The following is a 24,251-nucleotide window of genomic DNA, read 5'->3' as shown; positions in this document are numbered from 1 at the left end:
GGCGCGACCTGGCACCCGGATTGCCTTGGTCGGGGACGGCGCGGACGCTGCGCCCCCGGAGAAAGGCAGGCCCCCATGCAGATCGAGATCCACGGCGAGCAGTCCGATCCCCGGCTGACGCACCACCTCACCGACCGGGTGCAGCAGGCCCTGGCCGCGTTCACGAACCACGTGGAGAAGGTGTCCCTCTACTGGAAGTCGGAGGCCGCCGGCTGTGGGGCCGGCCTGTACGGATGCTGCATCCACCTGCAGTTCTTCAATCACAAGACCGCCGAGACCACGTACTGGGGAGAGGATCTCTCCGAGGCCGTCTCCAAGTCGGCCGAGTTGGCCGCGAACCTGGCGGTCCGCTGCTGCGATCTTCCGAGGAAAACCGCCCGGAAGCCCGGCTGAAGCCCTCATCGGATCCGGGCATCGCGCCTGCGTCCAGTGCCGGGGCAAGCTGCTTGAAGCCCTAAGCCCGGCGATCAAGATCCATCTTTTTATCCCCGTTCATCGGCGTCTGAACAAAGATGCGGAATCTTCTAGTTGACCTGGGCCGAGACGGGACCCCGGACCTTGCCCCGGATGACGGCGCCCGCCAGCGTCATGAGCCCCCCGGGCCCGGGCCGGTAGAGGAGCACCGTGCCCCGGTAGCCGGGGTGCGCCACGGCGGCGTCGCCCAGGCCGCGGAGGGTCGCGGCGAGGCGGGCCTCGCTGGCCTCGGCGAGGCCGCGCGCCTGCAGGTCGGCGCGCAGGGCGGTCCATTCGCCGGGGCCCAGGGGCCAGGGCAGCGCCAGGAGGCCGCTGGCGTCCAGCTCCGTGAGGCCCAGGAGGTGCGAAAGGTCGCCCAGGTCGTGCACGGCGGGGTCCCTGCGGGGGGCGTCGCCCCGGAAGGGGCCCTGGCTCACGAAGGAGAGGTCCGCGGTGAAGGGCGGCAGGCCGCGGCCCTCGATGATCCGCGCGTTGCGCACCACCAGGGTGGCCACGGCGTCCCGGGCGTTCAGGGGGATCTTCCCGTAGTCGGCCAGGTCCAGGTCGTCCAGGGAGCCGTCGGCGAAGGTGGAAAGGGAGCCCAGGAGGGCCACGAAGTTGAGCCGCACGAGGCGCTCGGCCTCGCTGGGGCCGGCCCAGCCCCCGGTCTCGATGAGGAGCGTGGCGGTGCCCCAGCGGGTCATGGAATCGCCGAAGGCCCGGGCCGTGTAGTCCATGTCGTAGCGACCCACGCGCCCGGGGGCGAAGGGCGTGACGAGCTGCTGGACCCGCACCGCCAGGCGCCGCGTGAGCCGGGTGCCGGGGGTCTCCGAGCAGGCCTCGTCGCCGGGCACGGAAAGGAGGGAAATGGCCACCTGGCGGCCCCCGGCGCCGGCCTTGACCAGGGGGTTCTGGTTGTGGAGGTTGTAGCCCAGGATGGGCCGCGTGCGATCCCGCACCGCCTTGAGGAGGCGCCCCTCGGGCGTGGCGAGCCGCAGGGCGTCGCGGTTGATGTCGATCTCCTGGGCGTTGCGCCGCTGCCCGCGCTCGGCGCCGTCGGGGTTGAGCATGGGGATGATCCACAGGCTCACCCGCGAAAGGAAGCGCTGGACCTCGGGTTCGTCCCGGTTCAGCCCCAGCCAGTTCATGAGGTCCAGGAGGGACGACGTGGCGGTGGGCTCGTCCCCGTGCATCTGCGACCACAGCAGCACGCCCCGGGGACCGGTGCCCGCGCGCAGCACCTGGATCCGGCGCCCCTCGGCGCTCCTGCCCTCCTCCACCAGCGTGAAGAGCCCCGGGTGCCGGGCCTGGAGGGACGCCAGGGCCAGCTGGAGCCCGGCGTGCCGGAGCGACCACGGATCCGCCGGGGACACCCGCGCCTGGGGCCACTGGTCCCAGAGGGCCTGCGGGGACCACGGGGCCGCGGCCGCCAGGGAGCAGGCCAGGGTCAGGAGGGCGGCGAGGGGCCTCATCACCGCACCGCGGGCTCGAGCATGGTGATGGTGCCCCGCCCGGCGTCGATCTCCGCCAGGGAGCCCACGGGGACCATGAACTTGTTCTCGATGTGCCCGATCATCGCGCCGGACCAGGCGGGGATCCCCAGGGGACGGATGTGGTCGTTGAGGACCTCCTCCAGGGTGAGGGAGCCGTTTCCGTCGCCCGGGCCGCACTTGGTGCAGTTCCCGAACACGAAGCCGGCGATGCGGCCCAGGACCCCGGCCAGCTTGAGTTGGGTCAGCATGCGGTCGATGCGGTAGACGTGCTCGTTGGTGTCTTCCAGGAAGAGGATCGCCCCGGTGAAGTCCGGCACGAAGGCCGAGCCCTGCATGGCGGCGAGGACGGTGAGGTTCCCGCCCAGGAGGCGTCCCTGGGCCTTCCCGGGAGTGATGGTGCGAACCCGGTCCTGGATCTGCGCGAGGCTGTCGCCCGTGGCCCTGGGGTTCTCCATGACGACGGCCTCGGCCTTGAACAGCACCCGGCGCAGCCAGTCCACGGAGTAGGCGTTCCACACCGAGGCCCCCACGGGGCCGTGGAAGGTCACCAGGCCGGTGCGGGCGTGGACGGCGTTGAGCAGGCCGGTGATGTCGCTGTAGCCGAGCAGGATCTTGGGATGCAGGGCGATGGCCCGGTAGTCGATGAGGGGAAGGATCCGGTTGCAGCCCCAGCCGCCGCGCACGCAGAGGATGGCGTCCACGGAGTCGTCGGCGAACATGGCGTTGACGTCGGCGGCGCGGTCCTCGTCCCTGCCGGCCAGGTAGCCGTAGCGGTCCAGGACGTGCCTGCCCACCTTCGCCTTGAGCCCCAGGGCGGCCAGGGCCTCCTGGATGATGGTGATCTCGTCGGACTGCCACGTGGCGCCCGCGGGGCTCACGAGCCCCACGGTCTGCCCCTGGGCCAGGCGCCGGGCCCTGAACGTCCCCGCCTTGGAGCCCTGCGCCGCCAGGAGGCCCGGGGCGAAGGGGACCGCCGCGGCCGCGAGGAGCGACGCCTGCAGGAAGGAACGGCGATTCTGGGTCATGGCTGCCTTTCTTTTCTCCGCGAGGCTCTGCGGGTCCGCAGCGCCTCCGCGTTCATTCTTTTCCTTGGCTTGGTGGAAATATTAATCCAAGGCCTGGGCTTCCAGGCTATTCCAGGGAAAGAAACAAACGCGCAAACGCTGTGGATTCGGTGAAGATCGCGGTGAAAAGATTTTTTTAAGCGATGGCGTCCACGATGGCGTTGAGGGTGGGGCTGGGCCGCATGGCCCTGGAGGTCTTCCCGAAGTCGGGGTGGTAGTACCCGCCCATGTCCACCGGTTTCCCCTGGGCCGCGATCAGCTCCTCGTTGATGCGGGCCTCGTTGGCCTGGAGCGCCGCGGCGACCTTGGCGAAGCGGGCCTGGAGGTCGGCGTCCCGGGTCTGGGCGGCGAGGGCCTCGGCCCAGTAGAGCGCCAGGTAGAAGTGGCTCCCGCGGTTGTCGATCTGCCCCACCTTGCGGGCGGGGTTGCGGTTGTTGTCCAGGAACTTGGCGTTGGCCCGGTCCAGGGTCTCGGCCAGGAGGAGCGCCTTGGCGTTCCCGGTCGTCGCGCCCAGGTGCTCCAGGGAGACGCCGATGGCCAGGAATTCGCCCAGGGAGTCCCAGCGCAGGTAGCCCTCCTGCTGGAACTGCTGGACGTGCTTGGGGGCAGAGCCGCCCGCGCCGGTCTCGAAGAGCCCGCCGCCGGCCAGAAGGGGCACGATGGAGAGCATCTTCGAGCTGGTGCCCAGCTCCAGGATGGGGAACAGGTCGGTGAGGTAGTCGCGCAGGGCGTTGCCGGTGACCGAGATGGTGTCCTGGCCCGCGCGGGTGCGGGGCAGGGTGTAGCGCATGGCCTCCACGGGGCTGAGAATGCGGATCTCCAGGCCGGCGGTGTCGTGGTCCTTCAGGTAGCGCTCGACCTTGGCGATGATCTGGGCGTCGTGGGCGCGGTTCCGGTCCAGCCAGAAGACCGCGGGCGCGCCGGTGGCCCGGGCCCGGCTCACGGCCAGGCGCACCCAGTCGCGGATGGGCAGGTCCTTGGTCTGGCAGCCGCGCCAGATGTCGCCCTTCTCCACGGCGTGCCGGATCAGCACGGTCCCGGATTCGTCCACGACGCGGATGACGCCGTCGGCGGGGGCCTTGAAGGTCTTGTCGTGGGAGCCGTACTCCTCGGCCTTCTGGGCCATGAGGCCGACGTTGGAGACGCTGCCCATGGTGGCCGGGTCGAACTGGCCGTTGCGGCGGCAGTCCTCGAAGGCCTCCTGGTAGAAGGTGGAGTAGCAGCGGTCGGGGATGACGCACTTGACGTCCTGGAGCTTGCCGTCGGGGCCCCACATCTTGCCGGAATCCCGGACGACCACCGGCATCGAGGCGTCGATGATGACGTCGTTGCTGGCGTGCAGGTTGGTGATGCCCTTGTCGGAATCCACCATGGCCAGGGCCGGGCGGAAGGCGTAGACGGCCTTGATGTCGGCTTCCACGGCGGCGCGCTGGGCCTCCGGCAGCCTGGCCAGCTTGGCGTACAGGTCGCCCAGGCCCAGGTCCGGGTTGATCCCCAGCTCCGCGAAGAGCCCGGCGTGCTTCTCGAAGACCTCCTGGAAGTACACGGAGACGAAGTGGCCGAAGATCACCGGGTCGGAGATCTTCATCATGGTGGCCTTGAGGTGCACGGAGAACAGCACGCCCTCCCTGCGGGCGGCCTCGAGCTGGCCGGCGATGAAGGCGCGCAGGGCCTTGACGCTCATGAACGAGCCGTCGACGACCTCGCCCTCCTGCAGGAAGAGCTTCTCCTTGAGGACCTTCACGGCCCCGGCGGCGTCCACGAACTCGATGCGCGCGTTGCCGGCGCGGGCGATGGTGACGGAGGCCTCGCTGCCGTAGAAGTCGCCCGCCTCCATGTGGGCCACGTGGGTCTTCGAGTCGGGGGTCCAGGCGCCCATGCGGTGCGGGTGCTTGCGGGCGTGGAGCTTTACGGAAAGGGCCACGCGCCGGTCGGAGTTGCCCTCGCGGAGCACCGGGTTGACGGCGCTGCCGAGGACCTTGGAATAGCGGGCCTGGACGGCCTTCTCGGCCTCGGTGGCGGGGGCTTCGGGATAGTCGGGGATGGCGTAGCCCTGGCCCTGCAGCTCCTTGACGGCGGCCTTGAGCTGGGGGACCGAGGCGCTGATATTGGGCAGCTTGATGATGTTGGCGTGGGGCAGCTGGGTGAGCTCGCCCAGGTAGCTCAGCTCGTCGCGCACGCGCTGGCCCTCGGCAAGGTTCTCCGGGAACGCCGCCAGGATCCGGCCCGCCAGGGAGATGTCGCGCGGCTCCACCACCACGCCGGCCGCCTTCGTGAAGGCGTTGACGATGGGAAGCAGGGAGTGGGTGGCCAGGGCGGGAGCCTCGTCGATGGCCGTCCAGATGATCTTTCCAGTTTCCGCGCTCATATCACCTCGTCTCGAAACCCAGTCGTGTGGGTGGGATCCCAACATCATAGACCAGAAACACCCGGCCCTCCCTTCAGTTCCCTTCGCGCACCACCACGTAGGAGACCGTCGTGGCCACCAGGGCCGGAACCACCAGGGCCGCCTGCCCAGTGGTCTCCGCGAGGAAGACCACCGGCACCAGGAGGCTCTCGTTGGTGGCCCCCGCCATGGCGGCGCCGCCCACGAGGGTCAGGTATCCCTGGGTGCCCAGGTGCAGGAAGCCGTCGTAGGCCGTGCCCAGGGCGCAGCCCATCGTCAGCGACGGCATCCAGAGCCCGCCGATGCCGCCGCCGGCAAATGTCAGGGCCGTGGCGGCGAGCTTGAGGGCCAGGTAGGCCGTGGCGTGGCCGGGCAGGGTCCCGCCCTGGAGGAGCACCCGCACCAGTTCGAGTCCCCCGCCCTGGGTGACGGGCAGGTCGTGGAAGAGCAGGTTGCCGGGCATAGCCAGGACGCTGAGTCCGATGCCGGCGGCCAGGCCCCGCCACAGCAGCGGAGACCTCCCCATCAGGGCGCCCAGGGCCTGCCGGAGCTTCAGGTAGAGGGTCGCGGCCAGGCCGCAGAGAAGGCCCAGGCCCAGGGCCCAGAAGAGCTCGCGGGGCCGGAGCGTGGGCATGCCGCTGGGCAGGGGCAGGAGGGGCTCGTACCCCATGACGCCGGAGAAGACCACGTAGCCCGAGGCCGCCGACACGAGGCACGGGATGAGGGACTCGGCGGCCAGGTGCCCGCGGTGTTCCGCGGCCATGAGGGCCCCCGACAGCGGCGCCCGGAAGACCGCGGCCAGGGCCGAGGCCGCCCCGGCCCGGGCCATGACCAGGGGGGGCCGGGCCAGGCGCCTCACCGCGCCCAGGTAGTTGGCCGAGGTCCTCAGCACCCGGTGGTACTGGAGGCCCATGGCCGCCCCGAACCACTTGCCGGGCCCTTCCGTGCCGGCGCTGCCCCCGAACCCGATGGTCAGGGCGCAGCCCACCACCTTGCCCAGGGACCGCAGGAAGGGAAAGGCCTGGTACGGATCCGTGCGGGCCAGGTCCAGGTCCCGCTGCAGGGCCACCTCCCCCAGGCCCGTGAGCCGGAGCCAGGCCGTGGTGAGGAAGAGGCCCGCCGCCGGAAGAAGGAGGGAAAGCCGGGTGCGCCATCCCACCTGCTGGATCCACGGCTCGAAGCGGTCCAGGGCGAAAAGGGCCAGGGCCACGAGGAACCCCACCGTCGCGCCCAGGGGCAGCATCACCCCCACGATGTGGCGGGTGTGGGCCAGGAACCGCAGCCGGGTGGTGCGGGTGGGCAGCAGGGTTCGTGGGCTGTAAAAGGCCATGGGGACGGGTCCGGGGCCCGTCAGTCCAGGATATCCAGGATTGCATCCGGCTGCTCGCCCGCGACGGGCTCCTTCTCGCCGTGGGGCCCGTAGCCGGTCAGGGGGGAGCTGCCCGCCCCGTGCTTGTCCTTCTCGCGGGTGGGTTCGGGGTGCGTGGACGACGTCACCGCCGGGACGTACCGCCTCCGGAAGGGGAAGTGGAATTCCCACAGCGCGTCCAGTTCGGACGGGTTGACCCCGGCGGGGGTCCTCACGAAGCCACCCCCAAGAAGCGTGGCCGTGGCCCCGGGGGGCAGCCCGCTCAGAAGGGTGGAGACGTCCGCCCCGGAGCGCATGGCCGAAAGCACGGTCTGCCGGGCGATGGCGGCCTGCTCCACCTGCGCGGCCACGTCCCCGGCGTTCAGGTCGAGGGTGCTTGTCGCCGCCGGGTTGTTGGCCGTGGTGACCGCGGTGAGGGCGACGTCGAAGGCCGGGGTCGCGGCCGGTGCGGCGGTCGTGGTGGCCGCCGAGGGATCCGGGCTTGTGACCGTCTGGCTGACCGTGGTGGGGGTCAGGGGCAGGGCGGTTGTGATGGCGGTGACGTCCATGGGGGCGGCCTTCCTGCCTTCTCATCGGCAAAATCCTGCACCCCGTTAGCGCGGCCGCCCGGATTTCCTGGGGAGAGGTCGAATCGTCGCGCGTGTCCCGGATTTAGGCGCCGCAGGGTTCGTTGGCGCAGGCGAGCTGCGCCAACGGAAAGCCCCCGGCCTTGGATTTGGGAGAAGTGCTGCCGCGTTCGTCCTTCGATCGGGGAGAGAGGTGGTCTCGATCTGGGGCTCTCCAGGAAGGCCTATCCATCGTCGGGCCGCTTCAAGTGAGCCGGGAGGAAGGCCATTCGCGCCGACGTTGATTTGAAGCGATGGCCTGAAAAATCAGGAGAAGGGCTCAAATCAACGTCGGCGCGAACCGTCCTCAAACCGCTGAACTCGAAGCGTGATCAAAAGGCATAGGTCGTCCCGGGGAGCCTGACGGGGCAATCGCCTCCCCCCCCATCGAAGAACGAATGCGGCAGCACTTCTCCCAAGTCCCAAAGACGGTGCTTTCCGTTGGCGCAGCTCGCCTGCGCCAATGAACCTCGCGGCGCGCGTATCCGGGACACGCGCGATTGCTTTGGCCCGGCTCCTACATCCCCGCCAGCGCCTCGGCCTCGGTGTCTTTCACCTCGAACACGGAATGCAGGCTGGTCATCTGCATCAGGTTGAAGATCCTGGAATTGAGCCCGCAGATCCGCAGGACGCCCTGGCGGTTCTTGATGGAGGTGTAGCAGCCCACCAGTTCGCCCAGGCCCGAGGAATCCAGCACGGAAACCTTGGTGAAGTCGATGATGATCTTCCGGTGCCCCTGCTCCAGGCACTGCCGCACGGCCTCGCCCAGTTCCTGGTCGCCGTCGCCCAGCGTCACCTTGCCCTGGGGGGCGATGATGTGCACGCCATTGACGTCACGTTCGTGGATCTTCATGCTGCCTCCTTCGTCGGTTGAACGTTGCCTGACCATGAGGAATCCGGAGGGATCCGTCAAGGGGTAGGTTGAAAATTTCAGGTAAAGGACAAGCCCTTGCCGGGGTTCAGCGCCGGCCCCGACGCCAGGAACCGCAGGGCCGCCTCGCGGATCTCCGCGGGGGTCGTGGCCTTCTGGAGGCTGGCGTGGAACCCGTGCCCGAACAGGAAGTTCTTGGCGAAATAGTAGGAAAAGTCCATGAGCCTGCCGAAGGCGCGCTCCGGGGGCATGTCCTCGAGGGTGTAGCGGTAGAGGCGGTCCCAGATTTCGGCATGGTCGATCTCGCCCACGGGGAGGCCGGCGAATTCGCGGAAGATCCAGGGCTTCACCACGGCGATCCGGCCCAGCATGAGCCCCGCCAGCGGCTCGAAGAAGGCCCGGTTCCGCTCGATGTCCAGGGGCGAGCAGATGTCGCCGTTGCCGATGACGGGCAGCTTCGTGCGCGCGGCGATCCAGGGGAACTCCTCCCACCGGGGGCGGCGCTTGAGCTTCTCGCCCGAGAAGCGCGCGTGCAGGGTCAGGGCGTCGACGCCCACGTCCTCGAAGAGCCTCACCCGCTCCAGGAAGCCTTCGCGCCAGTTCCCGGGGTCGTCGCCCAGCCGGCATTTCACCGTGAGGGTGCCCTGGTAGCCGCGGCGGAGCCGCTCCAGCACGTCCCGGAGACGGGGGAAGTCCGCGCACAGCGCCACGCCCCAGCCGTTGGCCTTGACCTTGGGCGCGGGGCAGCCCAGGTTGAGGTCCACCGCGGCCGCGCCCAGTTCCGGGAGCTTGCGGATGACGGCCTCCAGGTCCTCGCGCCCGGAGGCGCCGAACTGGTAGATGACGGGGCCCTCGCAGTCCCGGCGCTTCGTGAAGGAGGACTCCCGGGTCTTCTCCTGGAGGAAGGCCCCGGCCGAGAGCATCTCGGTGAACAGCGCCCCGTAGCCGCCGAAGTCCGACAGGAGGCGGCGGAAGGCGGAGTTGGTGACGCCCTCCATGGGCGCCAGGAAAAGGGCCGGGGCAAAGGTCCTGCCGTCGATCTCGATGCGCTCGAACATCGTCAGGCCTCCCCGCCGCGGCGCGCCAGGCTCGCCCAGGCGCCCAGCAGGGCCAGGCCGGCGCCCGTGAACATGGCCGCGCTGTAGCCCCAGGCGAAAGCGCCCGCCGCGGGCCCCGAGGCCTTGGCCAGGAGCAGGCGCCACCCGCCGCCGCCCAGGCGGCTGGCGGCGATGCCGCCCAGGAAGGCCACGGAGAGCGCCTGGCCCGTGACGCGCATGGTGGCCAGGAAGGCGCTGGCCACGCCCAGCTGGGTGCGCTCCACGCTGCCCATGATGGCGCTCGTGTTGGGCGCGCTGAAGGCCGCCATCCCCAGGCCCACCACCGCCAGGGACCCCACCACCTGGCCCAGGCCCGCGGCGCGTCCCAGGGAGCCCAGGAGGGCCATGCCCGCGGCCACCAGGGCCATGCCGGAGGTGGCCAGGGTGCGCGAGCCCATGCGGTCGCTGAGCCGGCCCGCGAAGGGACTCAGGAGGGTCATCATCACGGGCTGCCCCATGAGCACCCACCCCGCGACCCGGGCCGGGTGGCCCAGGACCAGCTGCAGCTGGACCGCCGTGAGCACGCTCACGGCGTAGAGGGCCATGTAGTTGAGCAGCGCGGCGAGGTTGGCCGCGGCGAAGAGCCGGTTCCCGCGGAGCAGGTCCAGGTCGATCAGCGGCGAAGCCGAGCGCTTTTCCACCGCCAGGAATCCCCACAGGGCGAAGGGGGCGATGGCGAGGATCCCCCAGGTGCGGCGGGACCCCAATCCCCACGCCGACGAGAAGGTGAGGGGCACGATGAGGGTCACGAGCGTCACGGCCATGAGGGCCGCGCCGCCCAGGTCCATCTTCGCGCCGCGCCCGTGCCGGGCCTCGGCCCGGGGCAGCAGGTTCAGCCCCCAGACCAGGGTGGCGAGCCCGATGGGCAGGTTGATGAGGAAGATCCAGGGCCAGCCGAAGTGGTCCACCAGGTATCCGCCCAGGGGCGGCCCCACGCTCAGGCCCGCGTACACGGCCATGACGTTGATGCCCAGGGCGCGGCCCCGCTCCCGGGCCGGAAAGGCGCTGGTGACGATGGCCGCGGAGGTGGCGCTCAGGAGCGCCCCGCCCACGCCCTGGATGACCCGGCTGGCCACGAGCGTGGCGCCGTCCACGGACAGGGCCGCCGAAAGCGAGCCCAGGGTGAAGACGACCAGGCCGGCCTGGTAGAACCGCACCTTGCCCCACTGGTCCGCCAGGCGCCCCAGGGGGATGAGGGTCACCGCCATGGCCAGGAGGTAGGATGCCTGCACCCACATGGACGCCGCGAAGCTGAGGTGCAGGGCCGGCCCCATGCGGGGCAGGGCCACCGACACGATGGATCCGTCCAGCGGCGCCATGAACGCCCCCACGGAGGTGAGGGCCAGGAGGGCCCAGCGCCGGGGGTTTTCCTGCTGTGTGTCCAAACGTCCTCCGGGCGCCCGCGAAAGCAGGCCGCGATCCCATTATGGCCGGACGGAGCCCCCGGGGAACCCGGCGGATCCTCTCCGGACGCAAGAAATGAACCTTCCGGACGGATTCCTGCGCCCCGGCGCGGGATGGCCGAATCCCGGCTTGATTCCCGTCCGCGCTCCAACTAGGCTAGCCCCCATGCAGCCTGGAGAGCCGAGCCGAACAGCCCTGGGAGCCGCGACCCACCGGGCCGTGCATCAGGTCCTGGAGCACGGGCGGATCTTCACGGATCCCCTGGCGGGCCGGATCCTGGGGTCCGAGGCGGCGTCAGCTGCCAAACGGGCGGAAGGGGACGTCTCCCAGCGGCAGCTGCGGCTCTTCATCGCGGTGCGCACCCGCTTCGCCGAGGACGCCCTGCGCACGGCCTTCGCCCGCGGGGCACGGCAGTTGGTGGTGCTGGGCGCGGGGCTGGACACCTACGCCTACCGCAATCCCCTGGGGGAGGACCTGGACATCTTCGAGGTGGACCACCCGGACACCCAGGACTGGAAGCGCCGGCTCCTGGCCGAAGCGGCCATTCCCGTGCCCGGCAACCTCACGTACGTTCCCGTGGACTTCGAGCGGGAGACGCTGGAGGACGGCCTGACCCTGGAGGGCTTCGACCCCGGCAAGCGCACCTTCTTCACCTGGCTGGGCGTGGTGCCCTACCTTGCGGAGGAGGTGGTGTTCTCCACCCTGGCCTTCATCGCGTCCCTGCCGGGCGGCGCGCAGGTGGTCTTCGATTACGGGAACCCTCCGGGCAAGGTCCCCGGCGCGGCGACGGAGAACCTGGAGCGGCGCGCGGCCGCGGTGGGCGAGCCCCTTCGCAGCCGCTTCGAGACCGACGAGCTGCATGCCAGGCTGCGGGCCCTGGGCTTCTCGTCCATCGAGGACCTGGGGCCCTCGGGAATCCGGAACCGGTTCTTCGCGGGCCGGGGCGGCGCGCCGCTGGAGCGGGGGGGGCACATCCTGCTGGCGACGGCGCGCTGAAGGGCGTCGCAATGGTATAGTTCTGCCATTCTCCCGGACATGCCCGTGATCCCTGTGCCCATCCTCCCGCTTCTGCTCTGCCTGCAGCCTGCGCCGCATGTCCAGTCGGACCTGGCCTCGATCCGGGCTCGATTGCAGGTTCTGGCCGCCGCCAAGGACTGGGCCGGAAGCGCCGACCTCATTGAGTCCCTTCCGGCCCCGGCACGGGTCGAATTCGCGTTCACCCGGCTTGAGTGTCTCGCGAAGGCCTCGCAGTGGGAACGGCTCCTGGCGGTGACCGAGGAGCTGGCACGCTCGTGGCAGGGGCCCTCCCGGTCCTTTCTGGTGCGTTTCAGGGGCGTCGCGCTGTCCCGCCTCGGAAGGCACCGCGAGGCCCTGGACGGCTACCGGGAGGCGGGCAAGGGCGGGGACGTCACGGCCTGGTTGGGCGCCGCCGACGCGGCCACCGCCCTCGCGGACTGGAAGGCCCTGCTTGAATGCGCCGAGGCCCTGGTGGACCGGTATCCCACCAACGGGACCTACCTGGGCGTGCGGGGAGAGGCCCTGGCCAAGCTGGGGCGGTACGCGGAGGCCGAGCCCGCCCTGGACGAGGCCGTTCACCTCGAGCCCAAGCGGGCCATGAGCTGGGCGGACCTGGCCTGCTGCATGAACGAACGTGCCGCCTACGCCGAGGCTTTCGAGGCCGCGGACAAGGCGGTGGCCCTGAACCCACGGCTCATCGAGGGGTGGTGCAACCGCGGCCGGGCCAGCATCGGCCTAAAGCACTACAAACAGGGACGGGACGACTACGCCGCGGCCCTGGCGCTGGGTCCCAAGGACCCCGCGCTGGTGCGCAACCTCAAGATGAACATCGAGGCGGCGGACAAGTACCTTGCCTACCGCGCACCGAAGACGGTCCAGGGCCGGCGGTGAGCCTTCGCGCGGCCGGCATCCTGGTCCTGGCGGCCATCGCCCTTTCCGCGGCCGCGCCCGCATGGCATGAGGCCCGGAGCGCCCATTTCCGGTTCTTCACGAACGGCGGCGAGAAGGATGCCTCCGAGCGGGTGCGCGCCTTCGAGACCCTGCATGGCATCCTGCGCACCACGTCCCCGGATCTCCGGAAGCCGGGAACCCGGGCGGGCCTCCAACTGCCGTCCTTCGTGTACCTTTTCGGATCAGGCGATGGCTTCAGGTCCTTCAGCGCCACCCCCGACGAGGCCGGTTTTTTCGTCCCGCACCCCGACGGCGAGTACATCGCCATGAACTCCGATTCCGCGCAGGCCACGGAGACGGCCTACCATGAGTACCTCCACCAGTTCATGCTCCTCAACTACCCGGGCGTCCCCCTTTGGCTGAACGAGGGAATGGCGTGTTTCTTCCAGACGCTGCGCCTGGACGGGCAGGAGGTGGTCCTGGGCACGCCGCCCGCGCACTGCCTGTCCACCCTCGCCGACGGGGGCTGCTTTCCGGCCGCGCGCCTCCTGGCCCTGGAACCCGGTTCGGCCGAGTACGTCCGGGGCCCGGAGCGCCAGCGGGTGTACGCCACGGTCTGGCTCCTCACGTCCTACCTGATGACGACGGGCGACGAGCGTCGCGCGAAGCTGGGCGCCTTCCTGGACATGATCCGCGCGGGCCGGTCCGCCCAGGAGAGTTTCGACCGGGCCTTCCAGTGCACCCCGCAGGCCCTGGACCGCGAACTCGCGGAGCACTTCGCCCGCGTGAGGCACATGGGGAGGGTGCAGGTGTGGGTGCTCACGTTCCGTAGCCTCCAGGTGGATGCGGCCTACGCCTGGCTGCAGATGACGGAGGCCGAGACGCTTGCGAGGCTGGGGCTGCTCCGGCTGGCCCCGGGCCACGGGAACCTGGACCTTGCCGGGCGGAGCTTCGAGGCCGCCCTGGAGGCCGACCCCCGGTGCGCCACCGCCCGGTTCGGAAAGGGGCTGCTCGGGACGCTGGCTCCCGGCACCTCGGATGTGGCGGGGTTGTTCCACGAGGCCTCCCTGGCGGAACCGGACAATCCCATCTATCACTATTTCGCCGGCATGGCCGCGCGCGGCAACCCCGAGTCACGCAGCCACCTGCGGCGCTCCATCGAACTGGGCTGCCCCTACCCGGACGCCATCCTGGCGCTGGCCAACCTGGCGGCGGCGGGCGGGCCGGCCGAGCCGGGCGAACTGGCCCTGCTGGAGACTGCCTGCGGGACCCTGCAGGGCCATTACGGCCTGAAGCTGAGCCTGGCCACCGTCTACAAGCATGCCTCCCGTCCGGAACAGGCCAAGGGGCTCCTGCGCGAAATCGCCGCCCAGACCCTGGAGCCTCACCTGGCCCGGGCCGCGGACCTGGAACTCAGTGCCATGGCCGCAAAGGAGGCCGAGCGCCTGGCCAGCCTCGGGAACAACGCCTTCAAGGACAAACGCTATGAGGAAGCGGTGGCGCGCATGATGGAAGCCCTGGCCATCGCGCCCCCGGCCTTCAGGAAGGATCTCCAGGACACGCTGGACCGGATGAAGATCCTCATCGACCTCCGCACCAGGCCACGTCCTCCCAAAGGCCGGGCTCCCTGACCCTGCGGATCATCGTCCCTGGAAGCTCCGGGGCCTACAGCAGGTGCGGATCCAGGTGGTAGGGAATGGAGATCACCACGATCTTGGGCCGGGTGTACAGGTAGGCCTTGAGCCGCAGCGCGGTCTGGTTGTGCAGCAGGTGGCCCCACCAGTTGTCGGTGACGAACTCCGGCACGATCACGGTGATGGTGATCTCGGGCTCGGCCTTGGCCATGCGGTCCACCTCGGCGATGATGGGCTCCACGGTCTTGCGGAACTCGCTCATCACCACCCGCAGGGGGATGCCCTCGCAGTACCGGTGCCAGTCGGCGTTCAGGCGCTCCCATTCCGTGCTGTGGTGCCCGTGGGCATCGGGGAAGTCCACGGTGAGGGCCTCCACCTGCCCGCGGTCGGCGATGGCCTTGGCGTAGCGGATGGCTTCCAGGGTGCCCCGGTGGATGCGCGAGACGAGCACCACCACGCGGTTCTTGCGGGGGTAGACCTCCTCGGTGCGGCTGGCCGCGAGCAGGGAACGGATGCGGATGTAGTGCCGGTGGATGCGGAAGAAGATGATGACCAGGGTGGGCACGAGCACGGCGATGATCCACGCGCCGTGGACGAACTTGGTGACGGCGATGTCGAGCATGACCACGCCCGCGGTGGCCGCGCCGACGCCGTTGAGGATGGCCTTGAACTGCCAGCGGGGCTCGGTCTTCTTCCGCCGCACCCAGTGCACCACCATTCCGGTCTGGCTGACGGTGAACCCGATGAAGACGCCCAGGGCGTAGAGGGGCAGCAGGAGGTCGGTGTTGGCGTGGCAGACCCACACCAGCACGCAGCTCACGAAGGTGAGGATGAGGATGCCGTTGCTGAACACGAGGCGGTCGCCCTGGCTCGAGAGCTGCTTGGGCAGGAAGCCATCGGAGGCCTGGAGGGCTGCGAGGCGCGGGAAATCCGCATAGGCCGTGTTGGCGGCCACGACCAGGACGGCGAAGGTGAAGCCCTGGGTGAGGTAGTACATCACCTTGGGCAGCCCGTGGGTCACGTCCCCGTAGACGGCCTTGGCCAGCATGGAGAGCAGGGTCTCCCCCACCTGGCTGGCGTCGGCGCTGTGGTGGTAGACCACGCCGAGCCGGGAGGCCAGGAAGGTGATGCCCAGGAACATGACGCCCAGGAGGGCGATCATCCACACCATGGTCTTGGCGGCGTTCTTGGCGGCGGGATCCCGGAAGGCCGTCACGCCGTTGCTGATGGCCTCCACCCCGGTGAGCGCGGTGCACCCGGCGCTGAAGGCCCGCATGAAGATCCACACCATGGCGAAGCTGCCCAGGTGGGTGGCGTTGCGCACGGATTCGTGCACCATCGCGGGGGTGGGCCCGCCCGTGAAGACGGTGCGCACCAGGCCCGTGGCCAGCATCACCAGGATCAGGAGCACGAAGCCGTAGGTCGGCACCGCGAAGAACGCGCCGGACTCCTTGAGCCCCCGCAGGTTCAGCACGGCGATGAAGCAGATGGCCAGGATGGTGATGAGGACGTTGTGCCCGCCCAGGGAGGGCAGGGCCGAGGTGATGGCGGCCACGCCCGACGAGACGCTGGCGGCCACCGTGAGGATGTAGTCGGTCAGCAGCGCGGCGCCGGCGGTCAGGGCCGCGAGCTCGCCCAGGTTCTCCTTGGCCACGATGTAGGCGCCGCCCCCGCCGGGGTAGGCCATGACGGTCTGCCGGTAGCTGATGCCGAGAATGACCAGGAGCCCGGCGATGCCCAGGGCCACGGGGATGGACAGGCCGTAGAGGGCGGTGGCGGCCGCGGCCAGGCTGACCCCGGCCAGGCCGTGGAGGTTGCTCGACAGGCTCGCCAGGATTTCCTGGGTGGCGTAGGCCACGGAGGAGAGCGCGTCGGAGCTGAACACCGACAGTCCGACGAAGTTGCTTACCTTGGTGTGTTGCGTCTCGTCACTGGCCAGTCGGCGCCCCAGGATGAGTCTTCGGAATGGCTGCATGGGGTGAGTCCTTGGCAGGGGTAGCTAATCAGACTAGCTGGTGACGGAGCATTACGCCAATGCGCATCCCTGAATTTGACGGTTCGACAGGCCGGGAGGGCGGCGCCGGGGTCAATGCGGGGCGGCCCTCGGATGGGCGCCGGGGGGGGCCGGGGGAGGGGCCTGGGCGATGGCCTTGAGCGCCAGGTCGGGGAAGCACCGGACCAGGTTCTCCCGGTCACCGGCGCCCAGCACGGCCAGGAAGGCCATGCCTTCCACGGTGGCCGTGGCCCCGTGGCCGCCGCCCCGCAGGTAGGCGTCCAGGTCCACGAAGCCCTGGGGCCCGCTCTCGGGGGTGAAGGTCTCCACGGCGCCGTCCCGCTCCAGGCGCAGGGTCCCGGCCAGGAGCTGGTGCAGGTCCGGGGCGGGATCGCCCCGGTGGAAAAGGACCTCGCCGTCCTGGGCCACGCGCCGGCCGGGGTTCAGGGCGAAGCGCGCCTGGAGCCGGGACAGGGACCCGAGCGTCTCCTGGAGCCTCCGGGAGAACTGCATGCAGATCACCCGGGTGAGCATGGGAAAGCCTTCGATGATGCGGTCGATGTGGGCCGGCACCAGGCGCAGCACGCGGCTCATGCCGGCGCTGCGCACCGAGGCGGTGCGCCGCAGGGCGCCCAGGTACGCCATCTCGCCCACGATGGCCACGCCCTCCTCGGCCGTGAGGCAGGCCAGGACGGTGGGGGGGCCGCCGGGCAGCGCCGGCGCGCGCTCCACCACCAGCCCGCCGGTGAGGAGCACGAAGATGTCCTGGGACTCCTCGTCCTCCCGCACCAGGAATTCCCCGTCCCGGTAGACGCGGGCCTCGATGTCCGGGGCCTGGGCGAGCAACTCGCCGATTTCCGGGTGCAGGTCCAGGGGGGTGCCGGCGAGGTCAAAGGACTCGGGCATCCTCTTCCTACTCCTGGCTGACGGATTCCGCGGGCGGGTGGGCCAGGCGGTGCGTGCGCTCGAAGCGGGCCACGTCCGCCAGGGAGCACTGCTTCAGCTCGTTGTAGATGCGGGTGCGCTCCTCGGTCCAGAAGGCGTGCACGGGGCAGGCGCGCTCGTCGGAACAGACGGTCAGGCCCAGCAGGCAGCTGGTCCTCCACTCGTCACCGTCCATGGCGTTGGCGATCTCCTCCAGGGTGATCTCCTTGGCCGGGCGGACCAGGATCACGCCGCCCTTGCGGCCGCGCTTGGTGTCCACCAGCCGGGCCTTGCCCAGGGCGTGGAAGACCTTGGAAAGGTAGGGTCCCGGCGCGCCGATCCACTGGGCGACATCCTGGACCATGATGGGTTCGCCCCCGGGGTCGTCGAGGCAGCTGAGGGCAAGAATAGCGTAACCGGCGGATTGGGAAAGTGGGTGCAAGGTGGAGTCCCGGAAATGAGGCGTGAACGCCTGACATAAACGATGGGAGCGTCCTCATTTGGATGCAAGGACTTCTTGGCGGAATAATCCCTTGCCCATACGGGAATTTCCCCAGGCCAGCCCGCAACGGGTCCTCCGTACTACTTCATTTTCACTAACTTGCCTTCCCGGCGCGCTTTTGCGAGGGCCCACTGGGTGAAGGCGGCCCCTGCGACCAGCCAGGGAAACAACGTCGCCAGGAACATCCCGGGCTCGCCGGGCGCCTGGCCGAGGGTCGCCTTGAGGAGGTTGAAGGCGTGGGTGGTGGGCAGGATCTGCGCGAAGACCTGGACGGGCCGCGGGAAGACCGTCACCGGGTAGAACACCCCGCTGAGTACCGCGATGACGTCCGGGAAGGCGAAAATGAAGGCGAAGGCGTCCCCCCGCTTCAGGAAGGCCACGCCCATGCTGAAGATGGCCAGCACCAGGCCGCAGGCCGCGCACGCCAGCAAGCCGGAAAGGGTGGCCAGGGGCGCCCGCACCGTGAACCCGAACAGGACCCGGCCCAGCAGGAGGAAGGAGAACGCGATGACGAGGATCTTCACCACCGCGCTGATGGCTCCGCCCAGGACGAACTCCCACCACTTGAGGGGCGCGATCATCACGTGCTCGATCATCCCCTGCCAGTAGTTGTCCATGTACAGCTGCACGGCCTCCATCTGGAAGTGATAGATGATCCGCCATCCCAGGGCCCCCAGCACCACCAGGCCGATGACCCGGGGGTCCCGGGTGAAGGACTGGGCGAACAGCCCCATGCTCAGGAAGAGCACCAGGGGCCAGAGCGTGACGTCCAGCAGCCGGAAGGCGTCCCGGCGCAGGCTCAAGGTGATGTGGTAGGCGTGGGCGTAGACGCGCCGGAACGGGGCCTTCAGCTCAAGCATCGGCCACCTCCAGGGTCTGGCGGGTCAGGCGCAGGAACACGTCCTCCAGCGTGGGCGCGGGCAGGTCCGGGCCCCGCACCAGGGCCTTGAGGGAGGCGGGGTCGCCCTCGGCCACGATGCGGCCGTCGGCGATGAGGGCGATGGTGGAGCACAGGTCCTCGGCCTCGCGCATGTAGTGGGTGGTCAGCAGGATGGTGCAGCCGTCGCGGTTGATCTCCCGGATCAGGTCGCGCACGGCCAGGGCGGCGTCCACGTCCAGGCCCACGGTGGGTTCGTCCAGGAAGAGCACCCGGGGCCGGTTGATCAGGCCCTTGGCGATGAAGAACCGCTGGCGCCATCCGCTGGAGAAGAGGGCCACCTCCTGGTGCCGCCTTTCCCACAGGCCCGTGAGGCGCAGCACCTCGTCCACCCGGGCCAGGGGGGCGTCGTACAGGTGGGCGTAATAGGTGAGCAGCTCCCGGGCGGTGACCTTCTCGATCACGCCGCTGAAGCCCCTCACCATGTTCACGAGCATCTGGACGCGGTGCAGGTGCCTGCCCACGTCCAGGCCGCACACCTCCACGGTGCCCTCGTCCGGGGCCGTGAGGCCCACCATCGTGCCGATGAGCGTGGTCTTGCCGGCGCCGTTGGGTCCCAGGAGGCCGTGGATGGTCCCCTCGGCGATGGTGAGGTCCACCCGGGAAAGGGCCTGGCGCCCCCCGCCGAAGGACTTCGATACCTGTCGTGCCACTACCGCATCCATGGAACTCCCCGATCAGAACGATCCTACCTGGATGCCGGAAGCCCCTGCTTGGTTCCTACCGCGTCTTCCTCCCCACGTGGATGGCCCGGAAGGCCTTTCCCACAGCCTGCATCTCGGGACTGCCGTCGCCGTAGAGCTCCCGGGCGCTCTGGAGCGCGCCCGCGCGGGCCTGGCGATAGCCGCTGGTGGGGGTGAGCCGGGTGGCCAGGGTGTGCCACCAGATGCGCAGGGCCTTGTCGTTGCCGATGCCCTCCATGCCTTCCGGCAGCCACCGGCTGAAGGCGGGGCTCCCGGGGTCCGGGCTGGCCCCCTGGGCCAGGAAATAGAAGGCGCGGTTCATGGGGCCCGAGGCGTGGTGGGGGTCCAGGTCCTTGAGCCCGGGAGTCCATTCGTCGGGGCTCAGGCCGTCCAGGCTGGGCCGGTCCAGGTGGCGGAAGGGGGTGTCGCCCAGGTCGGCCCCGATGGTCCAGGGGCCCCGGGCCTCGGGAATCCGGGTGCCGCGGCCCTGCCCGTCCCGGGCGTAGAAGCGGATCATGACGCCGAAGATGTCGGAATTGGCCTCGTTGAGCCCCCCGGCCTCGCCTTCGTAGTCCAGGTTCGCGGTGGCGGTGCACAGGCCGTGGGACACCTCGTGGCCCACCACGTCCAGGGAGGTGAGCGCCCCGAGCCGCAGGCCGTCCCCGTACGTCATGCAGAAGCATTCGTCGGACCAGAAGGCGTTGTCGTACCCCTGGGCGTAGTGCACGTAGTTGGTGGGCGCCGTGCCATGGCCGTCCAGCCCCTTGCGGCCCAGCACGTTGAGGTAGAAGTCCCAGGCCGACTGCAGGCCGTAGTGGGCGTCCACCGCCGCGGTCTGGCCGTTGGGCGACGCCGGGCCCCGGCCGGGGTCGTAGTTCTGGCCGTCGCCCCAGTCGCGGGTGGCGTTCCGGAAGGGCTCCCCGGGCCCCTCCGTGGTGCCGGCCAGGTTGCGGGTGGCGAGGCCGCCCCGGGTGGGGTCGGCCAGCTCGAAGCCGTCCGGGGCGCACATCATGTGCAAGGGCACCTTGCCGCTGTACTGGGAGTTCCCCGTCCCGCGGGCCGGGCTTCCCGGAAGGGTGGACGGGCGCCTGCGCCGGGCCGTGAAGAGGGTGGACCAGGATTTCAGGATGGCCCCCGTGTGGGCATCCACGAGGAAATCCTCGCTGCGGGTCTCGCCGGGGCCGTTCGCCAGGGCCGCGTGGAGGTGGTAGGCGAGGCGGTGCCCCACCACCACGGGCGCCACCGAAGGATCCGTGGCGTCCGGGGCGTCCCCGGCCCCCGGGGGAAGGGCGGTCTCGGGCCAGATCACCAGCTCGGCCCGGGGCGGGTCCGCATAGGCGCCCCGGGGCGCGAGGCGGTCCTGGGCCAGGGCCAGGGCCTCCGCGGGGGCCAGGTTGGGGGTGGGCTCCACCCGGACGCCCCGCACCAGGGCGTCGGTCATGGGCGACGCGTCCCCCGAGGGGGCCACGTGGACGATGGCCTGTCCCCCCCACACCGGGAGCCCGCGGTGGGTCTGCTGGAGCCGCACATGGACCCGGCCCCGTTCGTCGCGCAACTCGTCCCTGGGGACGAAGTCGTCGGAGGCTTCCAGGCCCAGGTGGGCCCGGGCCTCCCGCAACCGGGCGATGACCTCGGCGGAACGTCCCGGGGAGGAGGGGTTTCCTTGCGCGGCGCGGAGGGGGAGGGGGCCCAGGGCCAGGATGGGGAAGAGGATGGGGAAGATTGAACGCATGCACGCTCCTGCCTGCCCGGGAGGACAAGGCGAATGGCCTTGATTCGGGTGAGTTCCTGTTCTGATGCCCAGGCGCGGGATTCCGTGCCCGCGCGGAAAGCCATAAATTGACGGTAGTTATATTCATCATTCGTAACCCGTGGGGCGGTCCCGGTTCCGGGGGACCCCAGGAAAAAACGGGCCCTGGTGTATCCTGGATGACCACGTTCGACAGGAAGACGCAATGCCCCTGGATGGCCAGACCCAGACCCACGACCGTCATCTCCGCCTCGAAGGCGTCCGCAATTTCCGTGACATGGGCGGCTACCGCGGGCATGGCGGGAGGCCCGTGGCCTGGGGCCGGCTGTTCCGCAGCGGGCGCCTCTCGGGACTCACCGGCCGGGACCGGACGCGGGTCGGAGCCCTCGGCCTGGACCTGGTGGTGGATTTCCGCCAGCGCTCGGAGTGCGAGCTCGAACCCTCGGCCTGGGCCCCGGGGGCCGCGCCGCGCACCGAGAACCTGGAGATCGTCCCCGGGAACCCGGAGGGCCTGTTCGACGCCGACGGCACGGCGCGCACCGCCGACTTCATGGAGCATCTGTACCGGGTCCTGGCGCTGGAGCACGCCGGGACCTATCGCGCCATGTTCGCCCACATCCTGGCCATCCCCCACGCGCGCGTCCTGCTGCACTGCGCGGCGGGCAAGGACCGCACGGGCCTGGGCAGCGCCCTCCTCCTCCTGGCCCTGGGCGTCTCCCCGGAGGATGCGATGGAGGACTACCTCCTCACCTCCCGCTTCCTGGACGCGGACTCGGAAATGGACGCAGTCCTGGCCGTGGCGCCGCACCTGCTCAAGCCGCCCATGACCCGGGAGGGCATCCGGCCCATGTTCGAGGTGCGCAGGAGCTACCTGGAGTCGGCCTTCCGGGCCATGGGCCCGGTGGACGCCTACCTGGAGGGGCGCCTGGGCCTGGGCCCGGACGCGCGCGCCGTCCTGCGGGACCGGTACCTGGGGGCCTGATCCCCCCGATAATTTCCAGGCTGCTAGACTGGGTGATCCCCACCCCAAGGAGCCGCCATGGATTTGGTGCCAGGACTTCCCGTCTTCCAGGTTCTCGCCTGGGCCGTCGCGGCCCTGGTCCTGCTCCTGCTCCTTTCCAAGACGGTGCGCTACATCCCCAACACCCGCGTGGGCATCGTGGAAAAGCTCATCAGCGGCCGGGGCTCGGTGAAGTCCGGCTTCATCGCCCTCAACGGCGAGGCCGGGTTCCAGCCCGAGGTGCTCCGCGGCGGCTGGCACCTGTTCATGCCCTTCATGTACCGCATCCACAAGGTGCCCCTGGTCACCATCCCCCAGAGCAAGATCGGCTACGTCTTCGCCCGGGACGGCCATGACCTGCCCCCCACCCAGACCCTCGCCTCCAACGCGACCACCGACGGCTTCCAGGACGTGCGGGCCTTCCTGGGCGCCGGCGGCCAGAAGGGTCCCCAGCGCGGGCTGCTGCGGGAGGGCACCTACGCCGTGAACCTCGCCCAGTTCGTGGTCCTCACCGAGGACCAGATGTACTACCTGCCCATGGACCGCAGCGAGCTGGACTCCTTCACCAAGATGTCCGCCGTCATCGCCGAGCGCGGCGGCTACCGCCCCGTGATCATCCGGGGCACGGACGACGCCGTGGGCATCGCCACCGTGCACGACGGCCCCTCGCTGCCCTCGGGCGAGATCATCGCCCCCACCGTGGGCCAGGACCTCAACAGCGCGGCCAGCTACCACAACAACTTCCAGGATGCCGACAAGTTCCTCAAGGCCGGCGGCTTCCGGGGCCGGCAGTACCAGGTGTTGGTGGAAGGCACCTATTACATCAACCGCCTTTTCGCCACGGTGGAGCTCATCCCCAAGACCGTCGTGGAGGTGGGCAATGTGGGCGTGGTGGTGTCCTATACCGGCGAGGCCGGCACGGACATCAGCGGCTCCGAGTACCGCCACGGCGAGCTGGTGACGCCGGGGCAGCGGGGCGTCTGGAGCGAGCCGCTCCTGCCCGGCAAGTACGCCTTCAACACCTACGCCGGCAAGGTGCTGGTGGTGCCCACCACCAACTTCATCCTCAAGTGGAACCGGTCCGAGGTGGGCTCCCACAAGTACGACGAGAACCTCACCGAGGTGAGCCTCATCACCAAGGACGCCTTCGAGCCCAGCCTGCCGCTGTCAGTGGTGGTGCACATCGACTACCGCAAGGCGCCCCTGGTCATCCAGCGCTTCGGCGACGTGAAGAAGCTGGTGGAGCAGACCCTGGACCCCATGGTCAGCGCCTACTTCAAGAACATCGGCCAGACCCGCACCCTCATCCAGCTCATCCAGGACCGCTCGGCCATCCAGGACCAGAGCGGCGTCCAGATGAAGGAGAAGTTCGTGCAGTACAACCTCGAGCTGCAGGAGGTGCTCATCGGCACCCCCACCAGCGGCGCCGCCGGCGGCCAGATCGAGCAGATCCTCACCCAGCTCCGCAGCCGCCAGATCGCCAACGAGCAGGTGGAGACCTACGAGCGCCAGGAGACCGCGGCCGTCAAGGAGCGCGAGCTGCGCGAGGCCGAGGCCAAGGCCAAACAGCAGACCCTGCTCACCGAGTCCGAGATCGCCATCAACGTGCAGAGCAACGCCGGCAAGGCCGACTACGCCCGCGCCCAGCAGCAGGCCGCCCAGATCCAGACCCTGGCTTCGGCCGAGGCCGAGAAGCTGCGGCTCATGGGTGAAGGCGAGGCCAAGCGCATCAAGTCCCTGGCCGAGGCCGAGGCCGAGAAGGCCGCCCGGGTGGGCATCGCCCAGGCCATGGCCATCGAGGAGCAGGTGCGCGCCTACGGCGGCCCGCAGTTCCAGCTGGTCCAGCAGGTGATGAACCGGTTCGCCGAGGCCATCCAGTCCTCCCAGGTGGACGTGGTGCCCAAGATCAACATGGCGGGCTCGGGCGGCGGTGGAAACCTCATCGAGAGCCTGCTGGGGGTGCTGCTGTCCGACAAGGTGGGCGAGATCGTGGGGGTGGCCCCGGCCACGCCCAGGGACCCGGCGGCGGTGGCGCTGAAGGAGGAGATGATGCGGAAGATGGGGAAGGGGCAGGGGTAGGGGCTTCGGGTTCCGGTCGAATTGAATAGTGGAACTGGCTTGGCTGGAAATATTTGGTTCGGTGGATTCGGGTAAAAAACCCGTACGCCGAGCACGCCG

General features: G+C 69.8%; 20 protein-coding genes. 6 read left to right on the top strand and 14 right to left on the bottom strand.

The features are described 5' to 3' along the window. Window positions 1-75: 75 nt before the first annotated feature. The gene (locus ACZ5LB_RS05550) at window positions 76-393 is read left to right on the top strand and encodes a hypothetical protein (protein ID WP_464605171.1); all 318 of its coding nucleotides are present in this window, start codon (window positions 76-78) and stop codon (window positions 391-393) included. Window positions 394-524: 131 nt separating this feature from the next. On the opposite strand, the gene ACZ5LB_RS05545 is transcribed toward ACZ5LB_RS05550, so the two are convergent. The 8 genes from ACZ5LB_RS05545 to ACZ5LB_RS05510 form a co-directional block, all read right to left on the bottom strand. After that, window positions 525-1,925, bottom strand: coding sequence for a M14 family zinc carboxypeptidase (locus tag ACZ5LB_RS05545; protein ID WP_464605170.1), 1,401 nt, complete (start codon window positions 1,923-1,925; stop codon window positions 525-527). After that, the gene (locus ACZ5LB_RS05540) at window positions 1,925-2,971 is read right to left on the bottom strand and encodes a S66 peptidase family protein (RefSeq protein WP_464605169.1); all 1,047 of its coding nucleotides are present in this window, start codon (window positions 2,969-2,971) and stop codon (window positions 1,925-1,927) included. The genes ACZ5LB_RS05545 and ACZ5LB_RS05540 overlap by 1 nt, the downstream gene beginning before the upstream one ends. Before the next feature lie 175 nt (window positions 2,972-3,146). Then, window positions 3,147-5,378, bottom strand: coding sequence for an NADP-dependent isocitrate dehydrogenase (locus ACZ5LB_RS05535; protein WP_464605168.1), 2,232 nt, complete (start codon window positions 5,376-5,378; stop codon window positions 3,147-3,149). A gap of 73 nt (window positions 5,379-5,451) precedes the next feature. Further along, the gene (locus ACZ5LB_RS05530) at window positions 5,452-6,726 is read right to left on the bottom strand and encodes a chloride channel protein (RefSeq protein WP_464605167.1); all 1,275 of its coding nucleotides are present in this window, start codon (window positions 6,724-6,726) and stop codon (window positions 5,452-5,454) included. Between the two features lie 20 nt (window positions 6,727-6,746). Further along, window positions 6,747-7,313: a hypothetical protein gene (locus ACZ5LB_RS05525; protein ID WP_464605166.1), complete on the bottom strand. Its 567-nt coding sequence runs from the start codon at window positions 7,311-7,313 to the stop codon at window positions 6,747-6,749. A 574-nt stretch (window positions 7,314-7,887) separates the two neighbouring features. Then, complete coding sequence (locus ACZ5LB_RS05520; RefSeq protein ID WP_464605165.1) at window positions 7,888-8,223, bottom strand: STAS domain-containing protein; 336 nt, start codon at window positions 8,221-8,223, stop codon at window positions 7,888-7,890. Between the two features lie 77 nt (window positions 8,224-8,300). Next, window positions 8,301-9,299: a tRNA-dihydrouridine synthase family protein gene (locus ACZ5LB_RS05515; protein WP_464605163.1), complete on the bottom strand. Its 999-nt coding sequence runs from the start codon at window positions 9,297-9,299 to the stop codon at window positions 8,301-8,303. 2 nt (window positions 9,300-9,301) lie between these two features. Then, entirely contained in the window at window positions 9,302-10,723 is a 1,422-nt protein-coding gene (locus ACZ5LB_RS05510; RefSeq protein WP_464605162.1) for an MFS transporter, read from the bottom strand. A gap of 184 nt (window positions 10,724-10,907) precedes the next feature. Between ACZ5LB_RS05510 and ACZ5LB_RS05505 the strand changes: the two genes are divergently transcribed. Genes ACZ5LB_RS05505 through ACZ5LB_RS05495 form a run of 3 tightly spaced genes read left to right on the top strand, consistent with a single transcriptional unit; the run spans window position 10,908 to window position 14,281 of the window. Continuing rightward, entirely contained in the window at window positions 10,908-11,738 is an 831-nt protein-coding gene (locus ACZ5LB_RS05505; protein WP_464605161.1) for a class I SAM-dependent methyltransferase, read from the top strand. A gap of 45 nt (window positions 11,739-11,783) precedes the next feature. Continuing rightward, window positions 11,784-12,650, top strand: coding sequence for a tetratricopeptide repeat protein (locus ACZ5LB_RS05500; protein ID WP_464605160.1), 867 nt, complete (start codon window positions 11,784-11,786; stop codon window positions 12,648-12,650). Continuing rightward, window positions 12,647-14,281: a hypothetical protein gene (locus ACZ5LB_RS05495; protein ID WP_464605159.1), complete on the top strand. Its 1,635-nt coding sequence runs from the start codon at window positions 12,647-12,649 to the stop codon at window positions 14,279-14,281. Before ACZ5LB_RS05500 ends, ACZ5LB_RS05495 begins: the two co-directional genes overlap by 4 nt. Before the next feature lie 34 nt (window positions 14,282-14,315). On the opposite strand, the gene ACZ5LB_RS05490 is transcribed toward ACZ5LB_RS05495, so the two are convergent. From ACZ5LB_RS05490 to ACZ5LB_RS05465, 6 genes are all read right to left on the bottom strand, one after another. After that, the gene (locus tag ACZ5LB_RS05490; protein WP_464605158.1) at window positions 14,316-16,259 is read right to left on the bottom strand and encodes an APC family permease; all 1,944 of its coding nucleotides are present in this window, start codon (window positions 16,257-16,259) and stop codon (window positions 14,316-14,318) included. A 111-nt stretch (window positions 16,260-16,370) separates the two neighbouring features. Further along, a complete protein-coding gene (locus ACZ5LB_RS05485) occupies window positions 16,371-17,183 on the bottom strand; it encodes a cyclic nucleotide-binding domain-containing protein (protein WP_464605156.1) in 813 nt (270 codons plus the stop codon). Between the two features lie 7 nt (window positions 17,184-17,190). After that, window positions 17,191-17,643 carry an RrF2 family transcriptional regulator gene (locus ACZ5LB_RS05480; RefSeq protein WP_464605155.1) on the bottom strand — a complete coding sequence of 151 codons (453 nt, stop codon included), beginning with the start codon at window positions 17,641-17,643 and terminating at the stop codon, window positions 17,191-17,193. Window positions 17,644-17,783: 140 nt separating this feature from the next. Then, the gene (locus tag ACZ5LB_RS05475; protein ID WP_464605154.1) at window positions 17,784-18,563 is read right to left on the bottom strand and encodes an ABC transporter permease; all 780 of its coding nucleotides are present in this window, start codon (window positions 18,561-18,563) and stop codon (window positions 17,784-17,786) included. Continuing rightward, window positions 18,556-19,293: an ABC transporter ATP-binding protein gene (locus ACZ5LB_RS05470; RefSeq protein WP_464605153.1), complete on the bottom strand. Its 738-nt coding sequence runs from the start codon at window positions 19,291-19,293 to the stop codon at window positions 18,556-18,558. Before ACZ5LB_RS05470 ends, ACZ5LB_RS05475 begins: the two co-directional genes overlap by 8 nt. A 67-nt stretch (window positions 19,294-19,360) precedes the next feature. Beyond that, entirely contained in the window at window positions 19,361-21,055 is a 1,695-nt protein-coding gene (locus tag ACZ5LB_RS05465) for a M4 family metallopeptidase (protein ID WP_464605151.1), read from the bottom strand. A gap of 223 nt (window positions 21,056-21,278) precedes the next feature. On the opposite strand from ACZ5LB_RS05465, the gene ACZ5LB_RS05460 reads away from it, so the two are divergent. Beyond that, the gene (locus tag ACZ5LB_RS05460) at window positions 21,279-22,055 is read left to right on the top strand and encodes a tyrosine-protein phosphatase (RefSeq protein WP_464605150.1); all 777 of its coding nucleotides are present in this window, start codon (window positions 21,279-21,281) and stop codon (window positions 22,053-22,055) included. 57 nt (window positions 22,056-22,112) lie between these two features. Beyond that, window positions 22,113-24,152 (top strand): SPFH domain-containing protein, encoded by a 2,040-nt coding sequence (locus ACZ5LB_RS05455; RefSeq protein ID WP_464605149.1) that lies wholly within the window; start codon window positions 22,113-22,115, stop codon window positions 24,150-24,152. The last annotated feature ends 99 nt before the right edge of the window (window positions 24,153-24,251 follow it).

The sequence above is a fragment of the Mesoterricola sp. MK458 genome, assembly GCF_055384935.1.
This window is presented reverse-complemented; position numbering and strand designations above follow the sequence as displayed.